This window comes from Streptomyces sp. NPDC048254, assembly GCF_043201895.1.
Classification (GTDB): domain Bacteria; phylum Actinomycetota; class Actinomycetes; order Streptomycetales; family Streptomycetaceae; genus Streptomyces.
Genome location: NZ_JBICZJ010000033.1, coordinates 11,859 through 26,639, shown reverse-complemented (window position 1 = coordinate 26,639; position 14,781 = coordinate 11,859). Strand labels below are relative to the sequence as shown.

Below are 14,781 nucleotides of genomic sequence, written 5' to 3'. Positions count from 1 at the left end.
CGGAATGACCAACGCTGTGAGAAAACTGGACGTGGGCACGCTCGTGGCCTGTTGTCTGGCAGTTGCCGCCGCGCAGCTGTGCATTACCGTTCCCTCGCCCATCAACGGGGAAATACAGGCCGCGTTCGGCGCCTCGGGATCGCAGGTCGCCTGGGTCACCTCGGCCTTCATTCTCCCCACCGCGATTCTGGAACTGAATTTCGGTGTGGTGGGCGACCTGTTCGGCCGTAAGCGGCTGCTGGTGCTCGGCGGATTCGTGCTGGCGGTCGGTGAACTCCTCAACGCCACCTCGCAGAACATCACCATGCTCTGGATCGGGCAGGCCCTCGCCGGTGTCGGCGCCGCCGCGCTGTTCCCCAGCTCCCTCGCCGTGATCGCGGCCGCGACACCGGGGGAGAAGGACCGCGCCAAGGCGGTCTCGATCTGGGCGCTGAGTATTTCCCTCGCCTCCGCCGTGGGCCCGCTGTCCTCCGGCATCCTCGCCACGGTCGCCGACTTCCGCTGGGCGTTCGTGCCGCCGGTCGTCCTCGGCATCGCGGTCGGCATCTCCTGCTGGGCGCTGGTCACCGACTCCAAGGCGCCCGAGGGCCGCGCCCTGGACTGGCCGGGTCAGATCACTGTCGCCGTCGGCCTGACCGCCCTGCTGTGGGGCATCATCGAGGGCGGCGACCGCGGCTGGAGCAGCCCCTCGATCGTCTTCGCCCTGGTGCTCGCCGCCGTCGCACTGGTCGGCTTCGTGGTCGCGGAGAACCGCGCCGAGTCCCCGATGTTCAACCTGGAGCTGCTGAAGATCCCGTCGTTCGCCGCCGCCGCGGTGGTCGCGCTGACCGGCATGTTCGGCTTCATCGGCACCGCCTACTGCGTCTCCATCCGGCTCGGCGCGGTGATGCACCTCAGCGCGCTGCGCGCCGGCATGCCGTTCGTGATCCTCCAGCTGATCCCGCTGCTCCTCGCACCGGTGCTCAGCAGGATGCTCACCCGGGTCGAGCCGCGCTGGCTGCTGATGGGCGGTCTGCTGCCGATGGCCGCCGGCCAGTTCTGGATCGCCGCGCTGCCCATCACCACCACCGACCTCGCCGCCTTCATCGGCCCGGTCCTGCTGCTCGGCATCGGCTTCATCTGCGTGGTCTCCTCGCTGACGTCGGCCGCCGTGAACGCCGTACCGATCGAGATGACCGGCATGGCGAGCGGTGCGACCAGCCTGGTCCGCGAGTTCGGCCAGGGCCTCGGACCCGCCGTGATCAGCACCATCGCGATGAGCGCGGCCTCCTCCGCGCTGGTCGGCAAGCTGAGCGGTGCCGACGCGGGCATGGAGGCCGCCGCCGGTCCGCTCGCGGTGGTCAACGCGGGCAGCGACAGCGCCAGGGCCGCCGCGCAGGACGCCCTCGCGCACGGCATGGCCCTGGGCGTGGTGATCTGCGGCTGCGCCTCGCTGCTCGGCGCGCTGGTCACCCTGCTGCTGGTCCGCAAGAACACCGCGCGAGCGGCGGCCCAGCTGCCGGTGCAGCCCGCGTCCGCCTGACCGCGGACACGAGGAGAAGGCCGGGGCTCCCGCCCCGGCCTTCTGACGTTGCGTCAACTCCCGTGCCCTCGGGAGGTCGTGGAACGGCAACGGATGTCCGCAATCCATAACGGTCCCGGCCGGGAGGGGACTTGATGTCGGGCAATGCCTTATCTTCACGACATGTCCACGCCACCGCAGCAGCCGCCGTCCTCGCCGCAGCAACCGCCGTCGACTCCCCAGCAGCCCCAGCAGCCACCGCAGCAGCCGGACCAGGCGCCCGCGGTAGCGCCCCAGCAGCCCCAGCCGACCGCGTACCCGTATCCGAACCCGCAGTCGCCGCCCCCGCAGAACCCCTACGCCCAGCCGACCCTCGTCAACCAGCCCGCGCCACCCCCGCAACAAGGCGCGCAGCAGGGCAACCCCTATGCCGTGCAGCCCGGTTACGGCTACCCGCCCCCGGTCGCACCGCCGTCGGCGGGCGGGAACGCGGCCGGGAGAGCCGTGCTGTGGGCCGTCGTGGGCGCGGTGGTCGCCTCCGCCGCCTGGGCGGGCGGCATCTTCCTGACCGGAGGCTTCGGCACCCGCGCCGATCTGCGCGGCTACCAGGCGCCCGCGAACCTCTGCTCCGGCGCGGACTACTCGTCGTTCAAGGACGAGTACCCCGTCGACGACTCGTCCCCGACGAAGAACGTGCTGAAGGACCCGGCGCTGGACGAGAGCTACTGCAGTCTCAGTCTCAAGAAGACCAGCTCCAGCTACGGGGACGCCTATCTCACCATGACGGTCGACCTGCACAAGAAGACCGACCCGGGGCCGGAGTTCACGGCCACCTGGAAGAAGTACGGCGACAGCCACACGGACTACGACGTGAGCCCGGTGAGCGGCATCGGCGAGGAGGCCTACCTGGTCACCCAGGACACCAGCAACGGCTCCACCACCAGCGGCTCGCGGTACGCCACGCTCGCGGTGCGGGACGGCTGGATGACGTACACCATGTACTACAGCGCGTACTTCTCCTCGTACGACAGCGACACCGACCCGCCGACACTCGACAACGTGACGGACTGGCTGAAGACGGACACCAGGTCCACGCTGGAGCAGCTCAAAAGCTGACGCTCAGCCCCGGTCGAGGGCGTCGGTGATCGCCTTCACCGGACCGTGCGCCGAGTAACCGCCGTCGACGGTGATCTCCGCGCCGTTGACGTACGACGCCTCGTCGGAGAGGAGATAGACGACGAGCGGCGCCACCTCGTCGACCGTGCCCGGCCGGCCCTGCGGCGTCATGGCGAGGTGGGCGGCGACGAACACCGGGTTGGCGGTGGCCATCAGCGGGGTCTCGATGTACCCGGGGTGGATCACGTTCGTACGGATGCCGCGCGGGGCCAGCTCCAGGGCCGCCACCTTGGACAGGCCCCGCAGCGCCCACTTGCTGGTCGTGTACGCGACCGCGTGATGGGCGGTGAGCCCGGCGACCGAGCCGACGTTCACGATCGAGGAGCCCGCCGGCATCAGCGGGGCCAGGGCCTGGATGCCGAGCAGGGCGCCGGTGGTGTTCACGGCGAACGCCCGGTTCCAGTCGGCGAGTTCGACCTGGCCGAGCCGGGCCCGCATCGGGATGCCCGCGTTGTTCACCAGACCGTGCACGACGTCGAGGGAGGCGGCCAGTGCCGTCCAGTCCTCCGGCGAGGTCACGTCCAGACGGACGTACCGGACGTTGAGGCCGTCGGCGCGCAGGGCCGCGGCGAGCTTCTCGCCGGCCTCGTCCAGCACGTCGGTCGCGATCACCGTGGCGCCCTCCCGGGCGGCCGCGGCCGCCTCCGCGGCTCCCTGGCCCTGGGCGGCTCCGGTGACGACGACGGTACGGCCCGCCAGGCGCGTGCGGCTCACGGCTTCCACGATGTCCTCCGAGGGTGCGTGCGGGATGTCCTCCCGTCCACGCTAGGAAGCCGCGGACAGCTGCGGAAACGCGCTCTCGGGATGGCTGGCATCCACGTCGGCGATCTCGTGCGGGGGCTCCTCGCCCAGCGCGGCCCCGACCTTGCGGACCGTGTCCCGCAGCCAGCGGTGGGCCGGGTCGGCGTGCCGGTTGTGGTGCCAGTACATGGCCTCCACCAGCGGCACGTCCGGGAACGGCGCCGGTACGACCGCGCAGCGCGCGAAGCCCTCGTACCGCCTCGCCAGCCGTTCCGGGACCATCGCCACCAGGTCCGTGCCGCTCACCAGGAACGGCAGCACGCTGAACCCGGGCGTGCTGACCTGGACCTTCGGGGTGATCCCGAGGGTCTCCAGCTGGCGCTCGGCGGGGGTGTGGCTCTTGCCGATGGCGCAGGCCGCGTGCGGCATCTCCGCGAGGTCCCGCAGGGTGAGCCGGCCGTCCACCAGGCGAGGGTTGTCCGGGTCGACGAGGCACACGAACCGGTCGTGCATCACGGCCTCGCTGACCCCGGGGAGCTGGTAGCCGAGCGGCACGATCATCAGGTCGTGGCAGCGCAGATGCGTCTCGGTCTCCAGCTGGCCGTCGACGATCGGGTGGAAGTCGATCCGGACGCCCGGCGCCTCGGCCGCGATGACCCGCAGCAGCGGCTCCACGAACACCGTCATCACGTAGTCCGACATGACCACGGAGAACCGCTGGCGGCTGCGTCCCGGGTCGAAGTGCCGGGTCAGCGACAGCGCCTCCTCGGCCTTCTGCAGCGAGCCCTGGACGACCGGCAGCAGCCGCTCCGCGAGGGGTGTCAGCTCGTACTCCCGGCCCACCCGGATCAGCAGCTCGTCGTTGAAGTGCCGGCGCAGCCGGGCCAGCGAGCCGCTCATCGCGGACTGGCTGGTGGACAGCCGTACCCCCGCGTGGGTGACGTTCTTCTCCTCCAGGAGCGCTTCCAGTGCCACCAGAAGATTGAGATCGATCGCTCCGAGACCCACGGGTGTCACCTTCCGGCCGGCTACGTCATTGAAGCTTCGGTGAAACGGGAGGTTAACCAGCGGACGGCCGTCGAGGAAGGGGGTCGGGGCGACTCTCAGGAAGATGCGATGCCAGGCATCCGGGCACCGGATACCCCCAGGTGGAGGGGCCTGCGCGCACCACAGGCCCCCCACAGCTTCGGGTGCTACGGGCGCGGGGTGCGGCCCCTCTTGCGGGCCCGCGGAAGGTAGGCGTCCGCCCGCCCGGGCACGATCCGGTTGGACACCGTGCCGAGCCCCTCGACGCTCAGCGTCACCTCGTCGCCGGGCTTCAGCGGGGGCGGGGTGCGCTCCCCGAGCCGGCCCCAGAACTCCGCCAGCGAGCCCCAGCCGCAGGTGCCCGAGCCGAGGATGTCACCGGGCCGTACCCAGGCGTCCCGGCTGGCGTAGGCGATCATCTCCTCGAAGGTCCAGGAGGCGTTGGCGAGGGTGTCCCGGCCGATCAGTTCCCCGTTCAGGGTGACCGTCATCTCCAGGTCCAGGAAGCCGTCCGGATCCCGCCGGTCCCGCACCTCGTCGGCGGTGACCAGGTAGGGGCCGAGCGTGTTGGCGAAGTCCTTGCCCTTGGAGAAGCCCAGGCCGAGGTTCTTCTCCGGCTTCTGCAGGTCACGGGCCGACCAGTCGTTGAAGACCAGATAGCCGATGATGTGGTCCCCGGCCCGCTCGGGGGTGAGATCGCGGCCGCTGCGGCCGATGACCGCGCCGACCTCCAGCTCGAAGTCCAGCACCGAGCAGCCCGCCGGGACCGGCACGTCGTCGTGCGCGCCGTAGGCGGCATGCGGGTTGGTGAAGTAGAAGTTGGGCGCCCGGTACCACTCCTCGGGCACCCGCTCCAGACCGTCCAGCGACTTCGAAACGCCCTCGATGTGCGCCTCGAACCCGACGAAGTCCCGGATCGAGGGCGGCTTCAGCGGTGGCAGCAGGCGTACCCGGTCCACCGTCGGCCCGCTGGGGGAGTCCAGGGCTTCGACTCCGGCCGCGTACAGCACGCCGGCCTCGACGAGCGTGAGGACGCTCACCCCCTCGGGCAGCGGGTGGATCACCCCGTCCCGCACCACACCGGCGCGCTCCTCACCCTCGTGCTCGTATGTCGCGAAACGCATGGCTCACTGCTCCCAGTGGTTGGTGTTGGTGACGGTCCCGGCGCTCAGATAGCCGGCGAACACGCCCTTGGGATCACGGGCTGCCCGGATCTCCATCAGCCGCCGCCACTGCTCGTCGCCCATGAACCTCAACTGCCGTACCGTGAAGTCGGAATCGCCCAGGTACTGGCCGGCGGTCACCGGCTCCATCGCCGCCATCGCCCCGTCCAGCCAGCCGCGCAGCTCAGCGTCCCGCCCCGGTTCGTCGTGGACGACATAGCTCGCGCAGTAGATCTCCGACTGCAACGAGAACGCCATGTCGGGCAGTCGGCGCAACGGGGCCATGGAGAACCAGATGGTGAAGGTCCCCCGAGTGGGGTGTTCGGTGAACGCCTTGCGGATCGCCGGGACGACCTCCTCGGCGGTGCCGGTCAGCCACGCGTTGTCGACGAAGTAGCGGTGGCCCTCCGGGTTGGCGGTGCGCTGCCCGGCCAACTGCTCCGCGAAGGTGGTGGGTTGGGCCTCGACCCGGAACAGGGCCCGGTCGGCGTACGGGTTGGCGTGCAGGGGCGCGAGCGCCTCGGCCGCCTCCTGAGGGGTCTCCGTCATCGCCACACCCGTCACCAGCAGCACCGGTCCGTCGAGATCGGGCGGGGTCTGGGTGAGAGCGACGATCTCCACCAGGTCGGAGACCGTGTGATGGGTGTCGTGCAACCAGGTCATGACCTCGTCGAAGAGGTCCAGCGGGTAGGCGTGCACGGTGTGCGCCAGGTGCCCGGGGAGCGGGCGGGTGCGCAGATGGAAGCGGGTCACGACCCCGAAGAACCCCGGGCCCGCACCGCGTGCCGCCCAGAACAGGTCGCTGTGCCGCCTCTCGTCGGCCCGGACCAGTTCGCCGTCCGCCGTGACGACGTCGATCGCCACGATGTTCTCGGCCGCCCAGCCCCAGCCGCGCGCGTTCCAGCCCTGCCCGCCCTGGAGCAGGAAACCGCCGATGCCCACCGACGGACAGTGGCCGCCGTTGAAGAACCGTCCGAACTCACCCAGATACGGGTTGAGTTCGTCGCCGCCTTTGACACTGGGAGTGGCCGTGACGATCCCGGTCCGCGGGTCGTACGCCATCTCGCGGAAGCCGCCGAGGTCGATCAGCAGCGTGTCCCGGCGCACCGACCACGCGGCCCAGCTGTGTCCGCCGGAGCGCACGGTGACCTGCCAGCCGCGCTCCAGGGCGAGCCGTACGCCCTCGACCACGTCCTGTTCGGTGGCCGCCTCGAGCACGGCCGCGGGGGTGCGGCCGGCCGGGCGGCGGGCGTTGAAGACCCGCCGGTACACGGCCTCCTCGAAGCCCTCGTCACCGGGGAGGTGCAGGGTGCCGGAGAAGCGGTTCTCGTCCGGGGGTTCGGGGGCCGTCCCCCGATTGATCGTGGTCACCGGGCGGCTCACTTGACCGCGATGGGGTTGACGGGGGCACCGACCGCGCCGGTCACCGGCAGCGGCGCCGCGACCAGCAGGAACTCATAGACACCGTCGGCCGCGCAGTCCTCCGCCAGGGCCTCCAGATCCCACATCTCGCCCAGCGGCAGGCCCATGTTGGGGATGGCGATCTGGTGCAGCGGCGACATCGCCGGCTCGGCGAACTCGTACGGCCGCACCTCAAGGCCCCAGGTGTCGGAGGCGATGGCCGCGATCTCCGTGCGGTGCAGCCAGCCGAGGGTGGTGAAGGACAGGCCGGGCGCGTCCCCCGCCGCGTACCCGCCCCACTCGCCGAGCCGCCGCACCCGCCCCAGTTGCCCGGTGCGGACGAGCACGATGTCACCCCGGCGCACACTCGACGTGGCGCCCTGCGCCTCGATGGTGGTGCGCAGGTGCTCCTCCAGGATCGGGAAGCCGTCCGGGAGTTCACCGCGCGCGTCGCCGGCCGCCCGGCCGACGTCGAGCAGCACCCCGCGGCCGGTGAAAGCGTCCCGCATGTGCTCGATGCCGGTCACGGAGTCGCCGTCGCCGTTGACGATCGTGCACGGACGGCCGTTCCAGGCCTGCTTGTTGTCGTAGATGTGGCCCAGCCCGTCCCACTGCGTGGAGGCCTGGAGCGGCATCAGCACATGGTCGTCGGCGCCGCCGAAACCGTGCGGGAAGCCCTGGGTGCCGGCCGCCGCGTCGGAGCCGGTGTCGCGCATGTAGTGCACCGGGTTGATCCGGCCCCGGAAGCCGCGCTGCGGACCCGACTCGTTGAACTCCTGCGCCAGTGAGAAGGAACGGCCCCGCCGGACCAGACCGGCGGCGTGCGCGCGGATCGCGTCGTCGACGAAGTTGAGTGTGCCCAGCACGTCGTCCTCGCCCCAGCGGCCCCAGTTGCGGTACAGGGCACGGGCCTTGGCGAGCTCTTCCTCGATGGGACCGACGGTCATCGGACGTGTCCTTTCAGCAGCAGTTCCAGGGCGTTGCCCCCGGCGATCGCGTCCCGCGCGACCGGATCGAGACCGGCCGCGTCGAGCCGGGCCACCGGGTCCGTCACCCCCATGTCGAAGGGGTGGTCGGTGCCGAGCACCACCCGGTCCGCGCCCACCTCCTCGACCAGATGGCGCAGCGCGCGCGGGGTGTAGACCAGGGCGTCGAACCACATCCGGCGCAGATAGGAGCTGGGCGGTTCGGCGCAGCCGCGCGCGTCCGGCCGTACCCGCCAGGCGTGGTCGGAGCGGCCGATGTACGTCGGCAGATAGCCGCCGCCGTGCGCGGCCACCAGCTTCAGCCTCGGGAAGCGGTCCAGGACCCCGGTGAAGATCAGCCGGGAGAGCGCGACCGTGGTCTCGGCGGGCTGGCCGACCGTGTTGCCGAGGTAGTGCGTGGCGAGCCGCTCGCCGAGCGAGCAGCCCCAGGGGTGCACGAAGACCACCGCGCCCAACTCCTCGGCCTTCAGCCAGACTTCGTCGTGCGCGGGGTCGGCCAGCTCGCGGCCGTCCACGGTGGTGGAGACGCTGACGCCGTGCAGGCCCAGCTCGGTGACCGCCGTGTCCAGCAGGGCGACCGCGAGGTCCGGGTGCTGGAGCGGTACCGTGCCCAGGCCATGCAGCCGCTCGGGCGCGGCGGCGCAGTGTGCGGCCACCGACTCGTTGACGGTACGGGCCAGTCGTACCGCCAGATCGGGGCCGGCCCAGTAGTGGTGCATGGGCATCGGGCCGACCACCTGGACGTCGACGCCCATCGCGTCCAGGTCGGCCAGACGGGCACCGACATCCGTCAACTGCGTTGTCAGCCGCTGGAGTTGGGCCCGGTTGGCGGCCAGCGACGCGGGGGAGTGGGCGCGCTGCTCGGCGGCCAGTTCGGTCGCGAAGCCCTCGGTGCCGGCCACCAGGGCGTCGGCCCCGGGAACCGCGAGATGGCCGTGGAAGTCGACGACGGGCGTGCTCATGCGGCCACCGTCAGCGAGGAGAGCGTCTCCGACATGATCCGCGCCGGGTCGGCGCCGGGGGTCTCCGGGTGGATCTCCCACTCGGCGAGCCGCAGGGAGTTGTCCAGCACCATCCGCACCCGCGGCAGCCGCCGGGCCATGAACCGGGCCAGGGCCCGGTCCACCGGCTCGTCGGCGGTGACCAGCTCGGCCAGCAGCACCGCGTCCTCCATGCACATCGCGGCGCCCTGCGCGATCAGCGGCGGACAGGCGTGCGCCGCGTCGCCGATCACCATCGCCCGGCCCCGGTACCAGTCCTCGTCGACCAGCACCGCCTCGATCCAGCGGTAGTCCACCGCCGTGTCGTCCGGCAGCGAGGCGATGATCCTCCCCCACGTGCCGCCGTACCCGGCGCCGCGCTCGCGCAGCAGGTCCAGCGAGGCGCGCGGGCCGATCAGGGAGGCGTCGAGGTTCTCGTCGAGGAGGTAGGCGTAGCACTGGTCGCCGGATATCGGGCTGTACCCCGCCTTGTAGCGCGGGCCGCCGTAGTACACCTCGGCGCAGTCCATCTCGGCGGGCCGCTGAGCCACCACCCGGAAGATCGACATACCGACCGGGCGAGGCTTCGTGGTGATGCCGATGAGCGCGCGCATCGCCGAGTTGATGCCGTCCGCTCCGACCACCAGGTCGTAGCGGCCGGCGGAGCCGTCGGTGAAGGTGACATCGATGTGATCGGGGGAGTGGGCGAGGCGCTCGACGCTCTGGCCCAGACGGACCGTGACGCCGTGCGCGTACACCGCGTCGCACAGCGCGTTCTGCAGGTCCGCGCGGAGCGCGCCCGCCGTGGACGGCAGGTCCGCACCGCCGGTGTGCGGGGTCTCCAGCTCGGTGATCAGACCGCCGTCCGCCCGGCGCAGCCGCATGAGGTCGAACGGCACCGCCCGGGCCAGCACCCGGTCAAGCACGCCGACCGAACGCAGCGCCTTGAGCGCGTTGCCCTGGATGGTGATGCCATGGCCCACCCCGAACCACCGGGGCGAGATCTCGACCAGCTCCACCTCGACACCGCGCTGGGCGAGCGCGAGACACAGCACGCTTCCGGTGATGCCGCCGCCGACGACGAGCACCTTGTGAACGGGCATGGGCGATCCTTGTTCAACGTAGAAAGACCTCAAATTGGAAAGGCAGGGGTCAGCGGCCTGCGGCTGTCAGCCGGTGAAGCGCGGGCCCAGCTCGTGGTAGTGCTCGACGGCCGGCGGCGCCGCGAAGTACGGGCCGACCAGCGCCCGCCAGCGCGCGAACCGCTCCGACTCCCGGAAGCCGACCGTGTGCGCCTCGACCGACTCCCAGCCGACCAGCAGCAGGAAGGTCCGCGGCCGTTCGTCGCAGCGCAGCAGCTCCGCCCAGCGGAAACCGCCGGCCTCGGCGAGCACCTCGCGGGCCTTTCCGAAGACCTCCGCGAATTCGGCCTCCCGGCCTTCCTCGACGGTCAGCTCCGCATGCTCGACCACCACGGTGTTCTCCTCGGGTTCGGGGTGGCATCGAGCCTGGTCGGCGGTCCGTGCAGGGTCAACGGATCGAGGCATCGGCAAGGGGGACGGCATCCATCCCGTACGACGATGGCGGCGCCGCACGTCAGTGCGGGCAGGGGGCGGAACCGCGGGCGATGGCAGCCATCGCCAACGGCCATTTCCGCCGACCGTGTGCGGTGCCTAGCGTCGAAGGCGAGCCCGCACCCGTACGAGGAGAGCCGCCCGTGCCCGAACCTTTTCCTTCCCCTGCCGGCCCCTTCGCGCTCGGCACCTTCAGCGACGGCGCGGCCGCCTTCCCCGGGCTGGTCGCCGGCGCGCGGATCCGCGACCTCTCCGGCCTGGTGGCGTCGGTACGCGCGCTGGTCGAGGACTGGGACAGCTGGCTGCCCCGGCTGCACCAACTGGCCGACGCCGCCGAAGCCGACGGCATCTGGCACGACCTGGCCGCCCTGCGGATCCTGACACCGATCGAGCCTGGCCAGATCCTGCAGAGCGGCGCCAACTACCGCAAACACGTGGTCGATCTGGTCGCCGCCGAGAAGGAGAGCGTGCACGGCGCCACCCCGCAGGAGGCCCGCGCCGACGCCGAGAAGATGATGGACGAACGGATCCGCGCCGGAATCCCGTACATCTTCCTCGGATCACCGCGCGCGCTGTGCGGCCCCTACGACGACATCGTGCTCCCCGCGCTCGGCGACCAGCACGACTGGGAACTCGAACTCGCCCTGGTCATCGGGAGGCCGGGGAAGGACATCCCGGCCGAGGAGGCGATGGCGTACGTCGCCGGGTACACGATCAGCAACGACCTGACGACCCGTGACCGGCTCTACCGGCCCGATCTGAAGGCCATCGGCACCGACTGGTTCACCGCCAAGAACGCCGACACCTTCCTGCCGACCGGCCCCTTCCTGGTGCCCGCGGACTTCGTCGGCGACCCCGGCGACCTGCGGATCACGCTGCGGCACAACGGGGTGGTCCGGCAGGACGAGTCCACCAAGGACATGATCTTCGACATTCCGCGGCTGATCGCCTACGCCTCCACGACCACCACCCTGCGCCCCGGCGACCTGCTGCTCACCGGCTCCCCGGCCGGCAACGGCGCGCACTGGGGGGTCTTCCTCAAGCCCGGAGACGTGATCGAGGCGGAGATCACCGGCCTCGGCCGTCAGCGCAACACCGTCAGGAGCCACCCATGACCTTCCAGCCCGTCAGCCATCTGCGCCATGTCGACCTGGCCGTACCGGACTTCGCCACCCAGCGCGCCTTCTACGGCACCACCTGGGGCCTGACCGAGGTGGCGAACGACAACGGGATCGCGTTCTTCGCCGCCGAGGGCAGCCCCGAGCAGTACATCGTCCGCATCCGCAAGGACGAGCGGAAGCGGATGGACCTCGTCGCCTTCGGCGCGGTGTCCCCGGCGGCGGTGGACGAACTCACCGTACGGCTCGGCCGCGCCGGAGTGCGGATCATCCACGAGCCCCGGTCGCTGGACACCCCCGGCGGCGGCTACGGGCTGCGCTTCTTCGACCCCGACGGGCGGGTCGTCGAGGTCTCGGCCGACGTGGCCACCCGCAGCCACCGCAGGATCGAGGAGCGCGAGGCCGTCCCGGTGCGGCTGTCGCACTGTGTGGTCAACTCCCAGGACCCGGAGGGACTGCGCGACTTCTACGTCCGGCACCTGGGCTTCCGGCTCACCGACACCCTGTACTCCACGCACATGGGTGACCTCATGTACTTCCTGCGGTGCAGCCCCCTGCACCACTCCTTCGCCATCGCGCGCGGGCCCCACGTGTCGCTGCACCACGCCTCGTTCGAGATGCGGGGTGTGGAGGAGTACATGCGCGGCACCGGGCGTGCGCTGCGCGCCGGGACCCGGCTCACCTGGGGGCCGGGACGGCACCTGGCGGGCGACAACACCTTCTCGTACTTCCACGACCCGCACGGCAACACCGTCGAGTACACCACCGAACTCGCCGTCCTCGAAGAGGACCTCTGGCACCCCGGCCGCCACGACGTGGCCGACCCGGTCACCCAGGACCAGTGGGGCACCGCCGACCCGATGAGCGAGTCGGTCGCCAAGGAGCAGTTCAACGACCCCGACGTGCTCTTCGAAGCGCCCCCGGTGTAACCCCGATCCTCCTGAGAAAGGCCGTAGTTGTGGCAGAGATCCTGAAGCACGCCGTACCCGGGGCCGAGGTGGCCGCCTCCCTCGACCAGGTACGCACCACCGTGGCCGGCGTCATCGCGGACATCCGCGAACGCGGTGACGCGGCCGTCCGCGCGTACTCCGAGAAGTTCGACAAGTGGAGCCCCGACTCCTTCCGGCTGAGCGCCGAGGAGGTCGAGAAGATCGTCGCCTCGGTGCCCCGGCAGGTCATCGACGACATCACGTTCGTCCAGGAACAGGTCCGTGGCTTCGCCCGCCACCAGCGGGACTCCCTGCGCGCGTTCGAGGTGGAGACGCTCCCGGGGGTACGGCTCGGGCAGAAGCACATCCCGGTGCAGGCGGCCGGCGCCTACATACCCGGCGGCCGGTACCCGCTCACCGCCTCCGCCCATATGACCATCGTCACCGCCAAGGTGGCGGGCGTACCGCGTGTGGTCGCCTGCACCCCGCCCATCCACGGGGAGATCCCCGCCGCCACCGTCGCCGCCATGCACCTGGCGGGCGCCGACGAGATCTGGCTGCTCGGCGGGGTCCAGGCGGTGGCCGCCATGGCCGTGGGCACCGACACCATGGAGCCGGTCAACCTGATCGCCGGACCCGGCAACGCCTATGTGGCCGAGGCCAAGCGCCAGCTGTTCGGCGAGATCGGCATCGACCTGTTCGCCGGGCCCACCGAGATCCTGGTCCTCGCCGACGAGCAGGCGGACCCGTTCGTCTGCGCGGTCGACCTGCTCTCCCAGGCCGAGCACGGCCCGGACTCCCCGGCCGTCCTCGTCACCACCTCCCGTGAGGTCGCCGAGAAGACCATCGCCGAGGTCGAGCGGATCCTGCCCTCGATGCCCACCCGCGACTACGCCGGGCCCGCCTGGCGCGACCACGGCCAGGTCCATGTCGTCGACACCCTCGACGAGCTGTACGCCCTCGCCGACGCGTTCGCCTTCGAGCACGTGGAGGTGCTCACCACCGAGCCGCGCCTGGCCCTGGAGAAGATGACCCAGTACGGCGCGCTGTTCCTGGGCGAGGGCACCTGTGTGTCGTTCGGCGACAAGGTGATCGGCACGAACCATGTGCTGCCCACACGTGGTGCCGCCCGCTACACCGGCGGCCTGTGGGTGGGGAAGTACCTGAAGACGGTCACCTACCAGGAGGTCACCGACACCGCCTCGCAGGCCCTGCTCGGGCGGCTGTGCGGACGCGCCTCCCGGGTCGAGCTGTTCGAGGGGCACGCCCGCTCCGGCGACGTACGGGCCGCGAAGGCCGCGGGCGACGAGCTGCCCTGGAACGAAGGGTGAGCCTGGACGGCCGTACGGCCCTGATCACCGGCGGCGGAGGTCCGCTGGGCCGGGCGTTCGCGCTGGCGCTCGTCGACGCCGGTGCCCGGGTGGTCCTCGTCGGCCGGAACGAGCAGGCCCTCGCCGAGGCGGCGGCCAAGGCGGGCGAACCGGCCCGCACGGCGGTGTGCGACGTCTCCGACCCGGCGTCCGTGCGCACCCTGGCCCGCCGACTCGGCGACGAGGACGTGTCGTTGCTCGTCAACAACGCCGGGGTCGCGGGACCGGTGCGGCCGCTCGTCGACATCGAACCCGAGGAGTGGGACGACGTGTTCGCCGCCAATGTCCGCGGCGTCTACCTCATGTGCCGGGCCTTTCTGCCGCCCATGCTGGCCGCCGGACGCGGTGACATCGTCAACGTCGCCTCGGTCAGCGGCAAGCGCCCGCTGCTCCACCGCACGCCGTACACCGCCTCCAAGATGGCCCTGATCGGCCTCACCCGGACCCTCGCGGGCGAGGTCGGCCCCCAGGGGGTCGCGGTCAACTCCCTCTCCCCGGGCCCGGTCCGGGGACCCCGCATGGACCGCAACTTCCGGCTCACCGCCGAACTCACCGGCTCCACCGTCGAGGAGGCGGAACGCGACTTCGTCTCCCGGGCCGCGCTCGGCCGGCTGGTCGAGGAGGACGAGGTCGCCCGCGCCCTGGTGGCGATGCTCGCGATGCCCGGACTGTGCGGGGCGGACATCGACCTGTCGGCGGGGATGGTCGCACCGGCGTAGTCACCCGGGGAAACACGGCGAGGTGGACGGCGCGCGGGCCGTCCGCCTCGCCTTCGTGCGTCCCCACTGTCATGGACTGTGGCCACTCTGTGTGATC

Annotated in this window: 14 protein-coding genes; 6 read left to right on the top strand and 8 right to left on the bottom strand. The window is 71.3% G+C overall.

The window, feature by feature from the left end:
- The first annotated feature begins 4 nt into the window (after nucleotides 1-4).
- On the top strand, nucleotides 5-1,522 hold the full coding sequence (locus ACGFZQ_RS49405) for an MFS transporter (protein WP_351736287.1): 1,518 nt from the start codon (nucleotides 5-7) through the stop codon (nucleotides 1,520-1,522).
- 162 nt (nucleotides 1,523-1,684) lie between these two features.
- Nucleotides 1,685-2,617, top strand: coding sequence for a hypothetical protein (locus ACGFZQ_RS49400; protein WP_393846064.1), 933 nt, complete (start codon nucleotides 1,685-1,687; stop codon nucleotides 2,615-2,617).
- 3 nt (nucleotides 2,618-2,620) lie between these two features.
- Here the strand turns inward: ACGFZQ_RS49400 and ACGFZQ_RS49395 are convergent, their stop codons facing one another.
- The 8 genes from ACGFZQ_RS49395 to ACGFZQ_RS49360 form a co-directional block, all read right to left on the bottom strand.
- Entirely contained in the window at nucleotides 2,621-3,391 is a 771-nt protein-coding gene (locus tag ACGFZQ_RS49395; protein WP_393846063.1) for an SDR family NAD(P)-dependent oxidoreductase, read from the bottom strand.
- Between the two features lie 51 nt (nucleotides 3,392-3,442).
- The gene (locus ACGFZQ_RS49390; RefSeq protein ID WP_351702733.1) at nucleotides 3,443-4,426 is read right to left on the bottom strand and encodes a LysR family transcriptional regulator; all 984 of its coding nucleotides are present in this window, start codon (nucleotides 4,424-4,426) and stop codon (nucleotides 3,443-3,445) included.
- A 185-nt stretch (nucleotides 4,427-4,611) separates the two neighbouring features.
- Entirely contained in the window at nucleotides 4,612-5,568 is a 957-nt protein-coding gene (locus ACGFZQ_RS49385) for a fumarylacetoacetate hydrolase family protein (RefSeq protein ID WP_393846062.1), read from the bottom strand.
- Nucleotides 5,569-5,571: 3 nt separating this feature from the next.
- Nucleotides 5,572-6,978 carry an FAD-binding oxidoreductase gene (locus tag ACGFZQ_RS49380; protein ID WP_393846061.1) on the bottom strand — a complete coding sequence of 469 codons (1,407 nt, stop codon included), beginning with the start codon at nucleotides 6,976-6,978 and terminating at the stop codon, nucleotides 5,572-5,574.
- Nucleotides 6,979-6,986: 8 nt separating this feature from the next.
- The gene (locus ACGFZQ_RS49375) at nucleotides 6,987-7,955 is read right to left on the bottom strand and encodes a cyclase family protein (protein ID WP_351736275.1); all 969 of its coding nucleotides are present in this window, start codon (nucleotides 7,953-7,955) and stop codon (nucleotides 6,987-6,989) included.
- A complete protein-coding gene (locus ACGFZQ_RS49370) occupies nucleotides 7,952-8,956 on the bottom strand; it encodes an amidohydrolase family protein (RefSeq protein WP_393846060.1) in 1,005 nt (334 codons plus the stop codon). The genes ACGFZQ_RS49375 and ACGFZQ_RS49370 overlap by 4 nt, the downstream gene beginning before the upstream one ends.
- Nucleotides 8,953-10,077: an FAD-dependent monooxygenase gene (locus ACGFZQ_RS49365; RefSeq protein WP_393846059.1), complete on the bottom strand. Its 1,125-nt coding sequence runs from the start codon at nucleotides 10,075-10,077 to the stop codon at nucleotides 8,953-8,955. The genes ACGFZQ_RS49370 and ACGFZQ_RS49365 overlap by 4 nt, the downstream gene beginning before the upstream one ends.
- Nucleotides 10,078-10,143: 66 nt before the next feature.
- The gene (locus ACGFZQ_RS49360; RefSeq protein ID WP_393846058.1) at nucleotides 10,144-10,449 is read right to left on the bottom strand and encodes an antibiotic biosynthesis monooxygenase family protein; all 306 of its coding nucleotides are present in this window, start codon (nucleotides 10,447-10,449) and stop codon (nucleotides 10,144-10,146) included.
- A 242-nt stretch (nucleotides 10,450-10,691) separates the two neighbouring features.
- On the opposite strand from ACGFZQ_RS49360, the gene ACGFZQ_RS49355 reads away from it, so the two are divergent.
- From ACGFZQ_RS49355 to ACGFZQ_RS49340, 4 genes are read left to right on the top strand one after another with little or no spacing between them, the layout of a single operon-like run.
- Entirely contained in the window at nucleotides 10,692-11,663 is a 972-nt protein-coding gene (locus ACGFZQ_RS49355; protein ID WP_393846057.1) for a fumarylacetoacetate hydrolase family protein, read from the top strand.
- Nucleotides 11,660-12,595 carry a VOC family protein gene (locus ACGFZQ_RS49350; RefSeq protein WP_393846056.1) on the top strand — a complete coding sequence of 312 codons (936 nt, stop codon included), beginning with the start codon at nucleotides 11,660-11,662 and terminating at the stop codon, nucleotides 12,593-12,595. The genes ACGFZQ_RS49355 and ACGFZQ_RS49350 overlap by 4 nt, the downstream gene beginning before the upstream one ends.
- A gap of 29 nt (nucleotides 12,596-12,624) precedes the next feature.
- Entirely contained in the window at nucleotides 12,625-13,926 is a 1,302-nt protein-coding gene (gene hisD / locus ACGFZQ_RS49345; RefSeq protein WP_393846055.1) for a histidinol dehydrogenase, read from the top strand.
- On the top strand, nucleotides 13,923-14,684 hold the full coding sequence (locus ACGFZQ_RS49340; RefSeq protein WP_393846054.1) for an SDR family NAD(P)-dependent oxidoreductase: 762 nt from the start codon (nucleotides 13,923-13,925) through the stop codon (nucleotides 14,682-14,684). The genes hisD and ACGFZQ_RS49340 overlap by 4 nt, the downstream gene beginning before the upstream one ends.
- Nucleotides 14,685-14,781: the final 97 nt, after the last annotated feature.

Bases quoted from the DNA above. Each gene is read 5' to 3' on its own strand.
- ACGFZQ_RS49405 (WP_351736287.1), top strand. From the start codon at position 5: ATGACCAACGCTGTGAGAAAACTGGACGTGGGCACGCTCGTGGCCTGT.
- ACGFZQ_RS49385 (WP_393846062.1), bottom strand. From the start codon at position 5,568: ATGCGTTTCGCGACATACGAGCACGAGGGTGAGGAGCGCGCCGGTGTG.
- ACGFZQ_RS49400 (WP_393846064.1), top strand. From the start codon at position 1,685: ATGTCCACGCCACCGCAGCAGCCGCCGTCCTCGCCGCAGCAACCGCCG.
- ACGFZQ_RS49350 (WP_393846056.1), top strand. From the start codon at position 11,660: ATGACCTTCCAGCCCGTCAGCCATCTGCGCCATGTCGACCTGGCCGTA.
- ACGFZQ_RS49375 (WP_351736275.1), bottom strand. From the start codon at position 7,955: ATGACCGTCGGTCCCATCGAGGAAGAGCTCGCCAAGGCCCGTGCCCTG.
- ACGFZQ_RS49365 (WP_393846059.1), bottom strand. From the start codon at position 10,077: ATGCCCGTTCACAAGGTGCTCGTCGTCGGCGGCGGCATCACCGGAAGC.
- ACGFZQ_RS49370 (WP_393846060.1), bottom strand. From the start codon at position 8,956: ATGAGCACGCCCGTCGTCGACTTCCACGGCCATCTCGCGGTTCCCGGG.